At 48.3% G+C, this 13,537-nt stretch carries 13 protein-coding genes; 12 read left to right on the top strand and 1 reads right to left on the bottom strand.

The genetic code is table 11. The annotated features are described in order from the left end of the window. Positions 1-425 precede the first annotated feature (425 nt). Positions 426-2,933: a glycogen/starch/alpha-glucan phosphorylase gene (locus tag MGMO_RS14190; RefSeq protein ID WP_023495746.1), complete on the bottom strand. Its 2,508-nt coding sequence runs from the start codon at positions 2,931-2,933 to the stop codon at positions 426-428. 338 nt (positions 2,934-3,271) lie between these two features. On the opposite strand from MGMO_RS14190, the gene aroQ reads away from it, so the two are divergent. From aroQ to purD, 12 genes are all read left to right on the top strand, one after another. Beyond that, positions 3,272-3,736, top strand: coding sequence for a type II 3-dehydroquinate dehydratase (gene aroQ / locus MGMO_RS14185; RefSeq protein WP_023495745.1), 465 nt, complete (start codon positions 3,272-3,274; stop codon positions 3,734-3,736). A gap of 5 nt (positions 3,737-3,741) precedes the next feature. Then, entirely contained in the window at positions 3,742-4,182 is a 441-nt protein-coding gene (gene accB / locus MGMO_RS14180) for an acetyl-CoA carboxylase biotin carboxyl carrier protein (RefSeq protein WP_023495744.1), read from the top strand. Positions 4,183-4,200: 18 nt separating this feature from the next. After that, positions 4,201-5,544, top strand: coding sequence for an acetyl-CoA carboxylase biotin carboxylase subunit (gene accC / locus MGMO_RS14175; protein WP_023495743.1), 1,344 nt, complete (start codon positions 4,201-4,203; stop codon positions 5,542-5,544). A gap of 67 nt (positions 5,545-5,611) precedes the next feature. Next, on the top strand, positions 5,612-6,496 hold the full coding sequence (gene prmA, locus MGMO_RS14170) for a 50S ribosomal protein L11 methyltransferase (RefSeq protein WP_023495742.1): 885 nt from the start codon (positions 5,612-5,614) through the stop codon (positions 6,494-6,496). 5 nt (positions 6,497-6,501) lie between these two features. Next, positions 6,502-7,305: a zinc-ribbon and DUF3426 domain-containing protein gene (locus tag MGMO_RS14165; RefSeq protein ID WP_023495741.1), complete on the top strand. Its 804-nt coding sequence runs from the start codon at positions 6,502-6,504 to the stop codon at positions 7,303-7,305. 5 nt (positions 7,306-7,310) lie between these two features. After that, positions 7,311-8,507 (top strand): class I SAM-dependent rRNA methyltransferase, encoded by a 1,197-nt coding sequence (locus tag MGMO_RS14160; protein ID WP_023495740.1) that lies wholly within the window; start codon positions 7,311-7,313, stop codon positions 8,505-8,507. A gap of 18 nt (positions 8,508-8,525) precedes the next feature. Further along, entirely contained in the window at positions 8,526-8,723 is a 198-nt protein-coding gene (locus tag MGMO_RS14155) for a heavy metal translocating P-type ATPase metal-binding domain-containing protein (protein WP_023495739.1), read from the top strand. Positions 8,724-8,726: 3 nt separating this feature from the next. Further along, positions 8,727-9,263, top strand: a complete 537-nt coding sequence (locus MGMO_RS14150; protein WP_023495738.1) for a hypothetical protein — start codon at positions 8,727-8,729, stop codon at positions 9,261-9,263. A gap of 45 nt (positions 9,264-9,308) precedes the next feature. Beyond that, positions 9,309-10,271, top strand: a complete 963-nt coding sequence (dusB, locus tag MGMO_RS14145) for a tRNA dihydrouridine synthase DusB (protein WP_023495737.1) — start codon at positions 9,309-9,311, stop codon at positions 10,269-10,271. 23 nt (positions 10,272-10,294) lie between these two features. Next, complete coding sequence (locus MGMO_RS14140; protein ID WP_082458384.1) at positions 10,295-10,579, top strand: helix-turn-helix domain-containing protein; 285 nt, start codon at positions 10,295-10,297, stop codon at positions 10,577-10,579. Between the two features lie 59 nt (positions 10,580-10,638). Then, positions 10,639-12,195: a bifunctional phosphoribosylaminoimidazolecarboxamide formyltransferase/IMP cyclohydrolase gene (purH, locus tag MGMO_RS14135; protein ID WP_023495735.1), complete on the top strand. Its 1,557-nt coding sequence runs from the start codon at positions 10,639-10,641 to the stop codon at positions 12,193-12,195. A gap of 63 nt (positions 12,196-12,258) precedes the next feature. Further along, a complete protein-coding gene (gene purD, locus MGMO_RS14130) occupies positions 12,259-13,533 on the top strand; it encodes a phosphoribosylamine--glycine ligase (protein WP_023495734.1) in 1,275 nt (424 codons plus the stop codon). Positions 13,534-13,537: the final 4 nt, after the last annotated feature.

The following is a 13,537-nucleotide window of genomic DNA, read 5'->3' as shown; positions in this document are numbered from 1 at the left end:
GCCTTGAGCCTGTCGAAAGGCGGTGTGTGCTTCGACAAGGCTCTCCTGAGCTTAGTCGAAGGGCTCAGCACGAACGGTTCAGACATTAAAAGACCGAATCTATAAGCATAAATTTTTTATAAAGATAATTATATTCAAGGTTTGCACTAAAGTCGGAAATCCTGAATTTTGGATGATTGAACAAAGTATAAAAAGCATAGACTAAATCAATACGTAGGCAATACATTAATAAACTGATTGGTTAAAATTATTCTAAAGATTAGATATATTTAGTTTTATCCTAAGAAAAAACATAAGCTAGCCGACTCAGGCCCATCCGTGGGCTAACCCATTATCGCTTGCACTTTGTCCAGTTAATCTAGGAAACCTGCCAAATCCTATCTAACACCTAGTTACCTTCGCCTTGAATTCAAAGTGAAAATGCCTCACTGGGAGTTATCAATTTTTATAGGCGTCAGTTTCCAGATTTCATTATTGTATTCCGAGATAGTCCGGTCCGTGGAGAATTTACCGCTGGCGGCACAGTTGAGGATGCTCATGCGTGTCCACCGTTCGGAATCTTTGTAGGCGGCCTCTACCCGTTTTTGTGCATCAACAAAGCTGCGGAAATCGGCAATCGTCATCCACGGGTCATGCGGACTTTTCAGCGATCCGATCAAGGCATCAAATATGCCGGGCTCAAACTGGTTGAAATGCGCCCATTCGAGCAGGTTCATCACCCGTTTCAAATCTTCATCCTGCTCAATAATAGCGCACGGGTCGTAATGATGGCGGCTCGCTTCGACTTGCTCTTCGGTCAAGCCGAAAAGGAAAAAATTCTCGTTGCCCACTTCTTCTAGGATTTCGATGTTGGCCCCGTCCAAAGTACCGATGGTGATTGCGCCGTTCATCATAAATTTCATATTGCCAGTACCGGAGGCTTCCTTTCCGGCGGTTGAAATCTGCTCGGAAAGATCGGCACCTGGGCAGATAATTTCCATTGCCGACACGCGATAGTTGGGGAGAAACATTAATTTCAGCTTATCGCCAACATCTGGATCGTTGTTGATTACACTGCCGACATTATTGATTAATTTGATAATTTTTTTCGCCATGAAATAACCCGGCGCCGCCTTGCCGCCGACCAATACACAACGGTTCGTCCAGTTTGCGGTATCGCCGCGCTTAATGCGGTCGTAAAGATGGATTGCATGCAGCACATTCAACAACTGGCGTTTGTATTCATGGATACGCTTGACTTGCACATCGAACAGCGCATCAACGCTGAGATCTATATCATGCTCCTGTTTCTTTAACGCGATCAGCTTCTGTTTTGCGTTAAGCTTGATTTGCTGCCAGCTGTTGCGGAAAGCCTTGTCGTCAGCATAAGGCACCAGCTTTTTTAACAAGGACAAGTCCGTTAGCCAGCCATCACCGATGGTTTTGGTGATTAAATCTGCCAATTCGGGATTGCATGATGCCAGCCAACGCCTGGGCGTAACCCCATTGGTCTTGTTGTTGAATTTTTGCGGCCATAATTCGTAGAAATCGCAGAACAAGCCTTGTTGCAGCAGTTTGGAATGCAATTCGGCAACGCCGTTGACCGAATAACTGCCCACTATCGCCAGATACGCCATCCTGACTTGCTGCTCATGGCCTTCTTCGATGAGGGACATACGGGTGAGCCTGTCCTTATCACCCGGCCAATGCGCAGAAACTTCGGCGAGGAAATGGACGTTGATGTCAAAAATAATCTCCAACAGGCGCGGCAATAGTTGCCTGAACAAATTCACCGACCACCGTTCTAGGGCTTCCGGCAATAAGGTGTGATTGGTATACGCCATCGTGCTTTTGGTGATTTTCCAGGCATGATCCCAGTCCAGGCCGTAAATGTCCATCAGCAAGCGCATCAATTCGGCGACCGCAATGCTGGGATGGGTATCGTTAAGCTGGAAGCAGTTTTTGGCGGCGAATTCGGTGAAATCATTGCCATGCCGCCCGACCCATATCGAGAGCACATCCTGTAAGCTCGCGGAAGCCAACAGATATTGCTGCTTTAAGCGCAGGACTTTGCCGTTTTCGCTGGCATCGTTGGGATACAACACCATCGTGATGTTCTCCGCACTATTTTTGGCGGCGACCGCTTCGGCGTAATCACCTTCGTTGAATTCCTGCAAGTCGAATTCCTCGGTTGCCGTGGCCTTCCATAGCCGTAACGTATTGACTGTGCCGTTTTGATATCCGGGTATGGGGGTATCGTATGGCACAGCCAATACATCGTGAGTATCAATCCAGCACACCCGCTTTCTGCCGCGTTCATCAATATGGGTTTCCGTACGGCCACCAAACTTGATAGCCTGCTTGTACTCAAAGCGTTCAATTTCCCAGACGTTGCCATTTCGCAACCAATGGTCGGGCTTTTCGACCTGTTCGCCATTGATAATGAGCTGTGAAAACATGCCGTATTCATAACGCAGGCCGTAACCCGTAACAGGTAAGTGCAAAGTGGCGCAACTGTCGATAAAACATGCGGCAAGACGGCCCAAGCCACCGTTGCCCAAACCCGCATCGAATTCGCTATCGATAAGCTCTTCGATTTCAAGCCCCAAGTCATACATGGCTTGTTCGGCAACACCCGTAATCCCCAGGTTTATCATGGCGTTACTCAACGTGCGTCCCATCAGGAATTCCATGGACAGGTAATTCGCACGTTTGCAATTGCTTTCCTTGTAAGCGTTGTAGGTTTTTTTCCAGCGCTCGATCAAGCGGTCACTAATCGCTAAAGAGAGGGCTTCGTAAGCGTAATGCAGGGACTTACAGTTCTCGTCCCGACCCAGTCGATGGCCATAATAGCGTTGAAAATCAGCCATTAAGTGCTGTTTTTCCATCCCTAATTCTGGGAGCGTACAAATACTTGTGCTTGGTCTACTGATTTTAAAATTTCTGTGTGGCATAGGTTGTTCCGAGTGTCGTATGATGACAATACTACCCTGATTGACGATTAATTAAAATTTTTTAGTGCAAATTTATAAGCCGTTGACTCAATAGAAATTTTAATTATCTATTTTGGTGCGAAACGCACTCAATCTGTGCTGAGTTATGTATTTTTTGACGTTCATAAAAAAATTTCCAGATTAATCATAAGCTAATATCCATATTGCGGCTATTTGTGCGGGAGATAGGGGTTGTTTTGGCCAATTTGGCCAAAAAAATGCGCATATCTGGACAAAATCGGTGAACTTAGGCACAATTAGACGCTAAAATTCATCTTAACCCGACCAGTAGTGTGGCCATGGCGACAATTACCGTATTAAACGGCCCCAACCTCAATTTATTAGGGCTGCGCGAGCCAAACCATTACGGTTGTCAAACCTTGTCCGACATCAAGCAATGCCTGGAGCAAAAGTCGGCAGAATACGGCCATCAGTTGAATTTTCACCAAAATAACGCTGAACATGAAATCGTAGAACTGATTCATCAGGCCTATCAAGCCAAAGTTGATTTCATTATCATCAATCCGGCGGCATTTACCCATACCAGCATTGCCATTCGAGATGCTTTGCTGGCTACCCGTATTCCGTTTATAGAAATTCACCTATCGAATGTACACGCCCGAGAGCCCTTCCGTCACCACTCTTATCTTTCCGATATCGCGGTGGGTGTGATTTGCGGATTGGGCGCGACAGGATACGAATTGGCATTCCAAGCCGCCCACCAAAACTTAATCGCATTTGAAAATAATAAACACGAGAAATAAAACTGATGGACATTAGAAAAATAAAGAAATTAATCGAAATTTTAGAGGAATCGGGCATAGCCGAGTTGGAGATTAAGGAAGGCGAAGAAGCCATCCGAATCAGCCGGTATTCTGCTGCGCCTGTCGCTTATGCGACCGCTCCCGCACCATCCCCAGCGGGCCATGTAGTGAGCGCATCTATTGCGCCTGCTGCTGCAGAAGAAATAATATCGGGGCATATCGTCAAATCACCGATGGTCGGGACATTTTACCGTTCCGCTTCCCCTGGCACAAAAGCCTTTGTTGAGGTCGGCCATTCGGTAAAAGCCGGGGATACCCTGTGCATTATCGAAGCCATGAAAATACTCAACCAAATCGAAGCAGACAAGAGCGGCACAGTCACCAAAATCATGGTGGAAAACGCTGAGCCTGTCGAATATGGTCAACCCTTATTCATCATAGAATAACATCTGGACGAGAAAACCATGTTCGATAAGATAGTCATCGCCAACCGTGGCGAAATAGCCCTGCGTATATTGCGGGCTTGCAGGGAATTAGGGATCAAGGTGGTTGCTGTCCATTCTGAGGCAGACCGGGACTTAAAACATGTCCGTTTATCCGACGAATCCGTTTGTATAGGCCCTGCCGCCTCCATCGACAGTTACCTGAACATCCCCGCCATCATCAGCGCAGCGGAAGTGACCGATGCCGAAGCGATCCATCCAGGCTACGGATTTTTGTCTGAAAATGCCGATTTTTCCGAGAAAGTAAAGCAAAGCGGCTTTGTGTTTATTGGCCCCAATGCCGATACAATACGGCTGATGGGCGACAAGATTTCCGCCAAGAATGCCATGTTGGCGGCGGGCATCCCCTGCGTACCCGGCAATAATGATCCGCTAGGCGACAATGCCAAAAAGAACCTCAAACTTGCACAAGAGATCGGTTATCCGGTTATCATCAAGGCAGCGGGCGGCGGCGGCGGTCGCGGTATGCGTACGGTGCACACAGAAGCCGCGTTGTTGAACGCCATCGCCATGACCAAAGCAGAAGCAGGCACAGCCTTTAACAATGACACGGTGTACATGGAAAAATTCCTGGAAGATCCGCGCCATATTGAATTTCAGGTCATGGCGGATTCTCACGGCAATGCGATTCACCTAGGGGAACGTGATTGTTCCATGCAACGCCGCCATCAAAAAGTCGTTGAAGAAGCCCCGGCACCCGGCATTACTGAGGAACAGCGCAAGTTGATTGGCGAGCGTTGCGCCAAGGCCTGTACCGATATCGGTTATCTGGGCGCAGGAACTTTCGAGTTCCTGTATGAAAAAGGTAATTTTTACTTTATCGAGATGAACACCCGTGTCCAAGTCGAACATCCCGTCACTGAAATGATAACGGGCTTCGACATCGTCAAGGAGCAGCTACGCATTGCCGCAGGATTGCCGTTGTCCATTACCCAAGAACAAGTCAGGTTGACCGGACATGCCATCGAATGTCGTTTGAATGCGGAAGACCCCAGGACTTTCATGCCCTGTCCCGGCACGATAGAGCAGTTCCACATGCCGGGCGGACCAGGCATCCGCTGTGAAACTCATATTTACAATGGTTACAAAGTACCGCCTTATTATGATTCCATGATCGGCAAGCTGATCGCACACGGCGAGGACCGCAAAAGCGCAATCGCACGGATGAACACCGCACTGAGCGAAATCATCATCGACGGCATCAAGACCAACATTCCGCTCCAACAGGATATTATGAATGACAGTGCGTTTGCAGCAGGTGGGCAGAACATACATTACCTGGAAAAAAAGCTGGGCATAACTTAACCCTGCCGGCATTAGCCTGGACAGCCTATTGAGCTAATGCCCTACATTATTTTGGATTGGTTAAACAATGGCCTGGCATCAAATTTCCGTCATTTCCAATGAAGAGACCGCGCCCAAAATTGCCGATTATTTCGGCGACCTTGGCGCGGTATCGGTTACTTATATGGATGCCGAAGACGAGCCGGTTTACGAACCCGCCATCGGCGAGACCAAAATTTGGACGAACACGCAAGTGATCGCGCTATACGAACTGACTGCCGATCCGGCACGGATAAGAAGCCAGATGCTCAAGCATTTTCACCAAGAAAGCCTTAATGACTGGAGATTTGAGGTCATCCAAGACCAAGCATGGGAACGCGCCTGGATGGAGCATTACCGCCCCATGAAATTTGCCGATAAACTTTGGGTTTGCCCAACGGGGCAAGAGCAACGGGAAGAAAATACGGTTTGTTTAATCCTGGATCCGGGCTTAGCTTTCGGTACGGGCACACACCCCACGACGGCCCTGTGCCTGGAATGGTTGGCAAGCCATGACTTAAAGGGGAAAACCATCATTGATTATGGTTGCGGTTCTGGCATCTTGGCGATAGCCGCAGTACTGCTGGGCGCAAAGATTGCGTATGCCGTGGACATCGACCCCCAAGCCATTACCGCCACCCAAAGCAATGCGGAAAAAAATAATGTGCAGGATAAAATCCTACCCTACTTGCCGGAACAGTTTAAATTAATCAATGTGAAAGCTGATGTCGTTTTGGCCAACATCTTGGCGAAACCTTTAATTGAAATGGCTGGGCAAATTACTGGCTTAATGGTTTCAAAAGGCCAACTCGTCCTTTCCGGCATTCTTTCCGAACAGGCCCATTCTGTTACCACCGCATACAGCCCTTTTCTGCCTTTAACCGAACCTGTCCAGCAAGAAGATTGGGTTAGGTTGGCAGGATCCAAACCCTGACCGAGATGTTTACCCAGTGCCCTGAATGCCGCCGCACTTACCCGGTTTCAACCAAGCAATTGCGTGGTAAAAAAGCGCAGGTTTTTTGCAGTGTCTGCAACAAAAAATTCAAGCCTACGACCTTATTGGATAAGAAACCCACCCCATTGTTAACGGAAGCCAAGACCGAATATATACCCAAGCCGGAAACCAACCCAAAACCTAGTCCGAGAAAAAAGGCCGAGTCCACTTCGTTTTCACTTGACATGAGTGGCCTACTCAGAAAGTTTGGCCTAAATACTGCCACTAACGACACGACACCGCCAGCACCCACCCCTGAGCGCTTGCCTTGGGAAGTTGAAACTAAATCGACGGATATAAATTGGTTTGCAGGCTTCGTTATCGGCACCTTACTGTTGCTTGGGCAATTCATCTATTTCGAAGGCAGTAAGCTGAGTCAAAATGTAACCTTCCGCCCCTATTTAGAAAAATTGTGCAAAGGAATAGGCTGCCAAATTGCGGATTACCAAAATCTTGATGAATTTGAAGTGCTACAAGGGTCTTTTATACCGAATAGCGACAATACCATTACATTCAAGGCGGTTATCAATAATCGAGCGCCTTTCAAGCAACGGCTGCCGAATATCAAGCTCACCTTGTTTGATTATAACGAGCAACGGCTAGCCCAACGGATCTTCAATCCCAAAGACCATATCCCCGGTGCGGGAAAACATTTATCCATTGCACCGGATGCAACGGTGTCCATAAGCTTAAGCATTGCCGCCCCGAAAACGCCGATTGGCGGCTATACCATAGACCTTGTTTATTGATCCAGATGGCTCACGACGAAATACATTTAAAGAAGAACGAAGACAAACGGCTTAGGCAAGGACACTTGTGGGTGTTCAGCAATGAGGTCGATACCAATCGCACCCCGTTAGATCAGTTTGCCGCTGGCGATTTGGTTCAGGTGAAAGCCAGTGACGGCAAGGTCATGGGGACGGCTTATATCAATCCGCAAAGCCTGATTTGTGCAAGACTGTTGTCGAGGAAAGGCAATCTTAAATGCGGTGTCAACTTTTTTAAAGAGCGGTTAACGACAGCATTGGCATTGCGCGAAAAGCTGTTCGACAAACCCTATTACCGCTTGGTATACGGCGAAAGCGATGGCTTGCCGGGTTTGGTGATAGACCGTTTTGGTTCGGTACTGTCCGTGCAAATCACAACCGTAGGCATTGAGATTCGGAAAGACAGCCTGATTGCCGCACTGGTTGAATTGTTCTCGCCCACTGCAATTGTTATGAAAAACGACAGCAGCCAACGGGAACTGGAAGGACTGGATTTAGAATCCTGCATCATCCACGGCGAGCTTCCCGATCCGCTAATCATTGAAGAAAACGGCGCGAAATTCAAGGTAGATATTCTGGGCGGACAAAAAACTGGCTGGTTTTATGACCACCGATCCAGTCGGGCATTATTGGCAACATTGACAAAAAGCCAGCGCGTATTGGATTTGTTTTCTTACACAGGTGCATGGGGCATTCCGGCCGCATTGAACGGTGCCAACGAAGTCGTTTGTGTCGATGCGTCCGAAAGCGCTTTGGCATTAGCGACGGACAATGCCATGCTCAATGGTGTTGCGGACAATATGCAGTTCATCCGTAGCGATGTCTTCGATTTTCTCAAACAAGCGCGTCAAGAGGGGCAGCTTTATGACATAATAGTGCTGGATCCACCTGCGCTGATTAAACGCAAAAAAGATTTCAAGCAGGGTTATGAAGCCTACCGCCGATTAAACCATCTCGCGCTCCAAGTGCTTGCTAAACATGGCATTCTGGTTTCGGCATCCTGCTCGTATCATTTGAGCGCAGAAAACCTGCATGAAATATTGCGTTCATCAGGTCGCCATATCGACCGCCATCTCACATTTTTTGCTTACGGCGGCCAAGGCGGCGACCATCCGATTGATCCTGCAATACCGGAAACGGCGTATTTGAAAACCTTTTTTTGCACAGTCTCAGCCAGCTTATAAATCCTTGAGGCAGTATTCGTGGTCACGGTAAAATACAACAAAAACTGCGATCTTTGCGGGTTGCCAGTCGAAATTGATGGTTTTTCCTTGGAGGCCAGCCAGGATACGAAGTCGTTTTGCTGTGCCGGATGCCTGAGCATTTACCAACTTATATACACCAACAACCCACTAACAGAAAACAAAGATCAAACAAATAATAACAATGAGGATATTTAATTAATGAAAGCGTGTGAAACCTGCACCAATCGCGTTGAAATAGGCAAAAACCACAATCAGATGTCTGTTTCGCGTAGGGCAATAGGCTTGTTTTTCGTCTATGCGCCAATCGTTACCTTACCCTTCGTATTCGCCAGTGCGTACATGACCTATTTCCACCTATGGTTGGTCGGCGCCAAGAATGTCAAGAAATTTACGGATTATCTGCCTGCCAAGGAAAGCCATCGCTATACGATGAAAAATCAGATTACCATGAAGCCCAGTTTTGGCTTCAGCCTTTCCCAATATAAGCTGTACTGGATTTTGAATTGCACTTGGTATTGCCCAGTCAGCGTCGCCGTGTTTGAATGGCATGCGTATATGGTCAAACTCGTGGAAAACTGGTGGTGTCCCTTTACCCATGAGAAAAAAGAAGGTTACGCCAATGCCAAGATCGACAAATCATTCTGGCATATTTATGAAGAAGACATTGCTAAACTCGAGCCGGAAGACCGTGACAATCCAATCTGGAATGAAGATACGGACAAGCCCGTCCAGTAATTTTTTATTCAAGCCTAAATATAATTCAGTGTTATTTCGCGCATCATGCAAATAGGCCCTTATTTATTGCCCAATAAGCTGATATTGGCCCCAATGGCTGGTATCAGTGACCGCCCGTTCAGGAGTATCTGCAAAGAATTCGGTGCAGGGATGGCGGTTTCCGAGATGGTGGCCTCTAATCCGGCATTACGCGGAAACAAGCAAACTTTGCTGAAAACCAATCATGACGGCGAAACTGGATTGTGTTCGGTGCAGATACTCGGCACAGACCCTAAAATTATGGCGGATGCCGCAAAATATAATGTCCGGCGCGGCGCCCACATCATCGACATCAACATGGGCTGCCCTGCCAAAAAAGTCTGTGCGGTGGCGGCGGGTTCGGCCTTATTGCGTGATGCCGACTTGGTGAAAAAAATTCTCGATGCGGTAGTCAACGCGGTTGAAGTCCCTGTGACCTTGAAAATCCGTACCGGTTGGGACACCCAAAACCGTAACGCCGTGGAAATAGCCCAAATTGCGGCATCTTCCGGCGTTGCCGCCCTGACTGTCCATGGCCGAACCCGCGCCTGTAAATTTGAAGGCCAAGCTGAATACGAAACGATTAAGCAGGTCAAACAAGCGGTCGGCATTCCCGTGATCGCCAATGGCGATATTGATTCTGCTGAAAAAGCCCAATTCGTACTGAATGTGACTGGGGCGGATGCCCTTATGATAGGACGTGCGGCCCAAGGCAACCCGTGGCTGTTCAAAGAAATTCATGAATTTATTTCAGAACGGAAAGTTATTCAAAAACCAACGGTTACTGAGATATATTCAACATTAATGGCACATCTTGAAAAACTTTACAGTTTCTACGGGAATGTGACTGGTGTTAAAATAGCCCGAAAGCATATCAGTTGGTATTTCAAGCACCTGGATTTTATCAGCCAGGACATAAGACAAACGATAAACCAAGCAACCCAACCGATCCAGCAAACGCTGCTGATACAGTCGGCGTTTACCTCATAACAATAACGATAATGCTGCAAGCTATGGCTACTTTCGTGCAAGGCAATGAACCTATTGAAACCAGCGATCATGTGACTTTATGTACACCGTTGTCTGTACATGTCAAAGGCACGGTATCGCGTTACCTGGAGCAATTGCATGGTCATGATGTCAATGATTTATATAGTATGGTTATGGCTGAAGTTGAAAAACCTTTGTTAGAAGCCACCTTGGAACATTCTGGCCACAACCAAAGCAAGGCGGCCAAAGCCCTGGGATTAAGTCGCAGTACGTTACGCAAGAAAATGGATATTTACGGGCTTTCTTAAACGTTGAGGAATGCCCAGGAACTTCCCCTGCTTTACCCATTTATCCTCAAACCCACTACATGAACAAAAAAATTACCCGCGCATTGGTCAGCGTCTCCAATAAAACAGGTATCGTGGATTTCTGCCGCGAACTCGGCTTGTTGGGCATAGAAATCCTATCGACTGGCGGCACTGCAAAAACGCTGGCTGAACACCAGGTTAAAGTGACTGAAGTCGCCGATTATACGGACTTTCCTGAAATGATGGACGGCAGGGTAAAAACCTTGCACCCTAAAATTCACGGCGGCATATTAGGCAGGCGGGGTGTAGACGATGACGTGATGGCGGAAAACGGCATACTACCGATAGACTTGGTGGTGGTTAATTTATATCCGTTTGAAGCGACTATCGCCAAACCTGATTGCGACTTGGATACGGCTATCGAAAATATAGATATAGGCGGCCCCACCATGATACGTGCTGCCGCCAAAAATTATATCGACGTGGCCGTTGTCGTCGACCCTGCGGATTATGCCAATATCATCGCCGAATTGAAAACAGGCATCGACCTTAGCTTGCACACACGCTTCAAGTTGGCGATAAAGTGTTTTCAGCATACCGCCCATTACGATACCGCCATCGCCACTTATTTGGGCACGGTGAGCGGCGACGAATTCCCCGAAACCCTAAATTTGCAATTTTACCTCAGCCAACCCATGCGTTATGGCGAAAATCCACATCAAAAAGGCGCTTTCTATAGTGAATTTGATCCAGCCTCCGGCACGATAGGTTCGTCAAGGCAGCTTCAAGGCAAGGCCCTGTCCTATAACAACATTGCCGATGCCGATGCGGCGTTGGAATGCGCCAAATCTTTCACCGAACATCCGACCTGCGTGATCGTCAAACACGCCAACCCCTGCGGTGTCGCTGAAGCGGATACGCTGTTGGAAGCCTACAATAAGGCATACGCCACCGACCCCACCTCTGCTTTTGGGGGCATTATCGCTTTCAACCGTGAACTCGATAAAGACACGGCAGCCGAAATTATCGGACGGCAATTTGTCGAAGTCATAATCGCCCCATCATTCAGCAGTGCGGCACAAATCGTCTTGGCAGAAAAAATCAACTTGCGCATTTTGCAATGCGGTGAATTCAGCCACGATGAGTCGTCTACGCTGGACTTCAAAAAAGTGAGCGGTGGGCTGCTGGTGCAAGAGAAAGATTCTGGGGCGGTCAATAGCGCCAATTTGACAATAGTCAGCACAAGGCATCCCTCCGAACGGGAGTTAAGGGACATGTTATTTGCCTGGAAAGTCGCCAAATTCGTCAAGTCCAACGCCATTGTATACGCCAGGAATGGGCAGACGATAGGGGTGGGTGCGGGGCAGATGAGCCGTGTCTATTCCGCCAAGATCGCGGGCATTAAAGCGGTCGACGCAAACTTAGAGGTGGTCGGTTCCGCCATGGCATCGGACGCCTTTTTCCCGTTTCGGGATGGCATCGATTCCGCTGCAGAAGCAGGCATCACCGCGATTATCCAACCCGGCGGTTCCGTCCGCGACAACGAAGTAATTGCAGCGGCTAACGAGCATAATGTCGCGATGGTATTCACCGGAATGCGGCATTTTAGGCACTAATAGGCTAAAGGCGCAAAGCGAAAAACAGCGTATACTCTTAGCCCTTCACCTTTAAACTGATACATGAAAATATTGATCGTCGGCAGCGGTGGGCGCGAACACGCCTTAGCCTGGAAAGTTCAACAATCTCCGAAAGTCGAGAAAATTTTTGTCGCTCCCGGCAATGCCGGAACAGCGCTGGAATCAGGTGTTGAAAATGTGGCCATTGCCGCAACGGACATACTTGGATTGTTAAACTTTGCAAAGCAAGAACAGGTCGACCTTACCATCGTCGGCCCTGAAGTGCCTTTAACAATGGGCATTGTGGACAGTTTCCAAAAAGCGGGATTGAAATGCTTCGGCCCAACGGCTGATGCAGCACAACTGGAAGGCTCGAAAAGTTTTTGTAAGGACTTCATGGTCAGGCACAACATCCCGACCGCCAAATACCAGAGTTTCACTGACCAGCAACAAGCAATCGCCTATATAAAAACCCAGGGAGCGCCCATTGTAGTAAAGGCTGACGGACTGGCGGCAGGAAAAGGCGTTGTGGTAGCGCAAACCGAGCAGGAAGCCATCACAGCGGTTGAAGATATGCTCTCGGGCAATGTTTTCGGCGCGGCGGGAAGTCGGGTAGTCATCGAAGAATTCCTGCTAGGCGAAGAAGCCAGCTTTATCGTCATTGCCGATGGCAAACATGCCTTGGCGATGGCAACTTCCCAAGACCATAAGGCACGGGATGACGGTGATAACGGCCCCAATACGGGTGGTATGGGCGCTTATTCCCCAGCACCTGTGGTCACGCCTGAAATACATCGGCGCGTCATGGAAGAAGTCATCGCACCTACTTTGGCAGGTATGGCGGCAGACGGCCATCCTTATACAGGTTTCCTCTATGCAGGTTTAATGATTTCTCCCGATGGCGCAATCAAGGTATTGGAATACAATTGCCGTTTTGGCGACCCTGAAACCCAACCCATCATGCTGCGCTTGAAAAGCGATTTAGTGGAACTTTGTGAAGCCGCTTTGGCGGGCAATCTCGACCAAACCAGCAGTGATTGGGACAACAGGGCGGCGTTGGGCGTGGTCATGGCAGCAGGCGGCTATCCTGATGCTTATCGACAAGGTGCGGTTATTACCGGATTACCGCACCAGGAAACGGACGGCACTAAAGTCTTTCATGCCGGAACTAAAACCCAGGGCAACGACATCGTAACCGCCGGCGGCCGTGTCTTGTGCGCGTGTGCGCTGGGCGACACGATTAAAGAAGCCCAGGCTAAAGCCTATGGATTGGCTAATAGTATCCATTGGGATAATGCCTATTACCGGAACGATATTGGTTTTAAAGCGATAAAGTAATCGC

The organism is Methyloglobulus morosus KoM1, assembly GCF_000496735.2.
In the GTDB taxonomy this organism is placed as follows: Bacteria; Pseudomonadota; Gammaproteobacteria; order Methylococcales; family Methylomonadaceae; genus Methyloglobulus; species Methyloglobulus morosus.
This window is presented reverse-complemented; position numbering and strand designations above follow the sequence as displayed.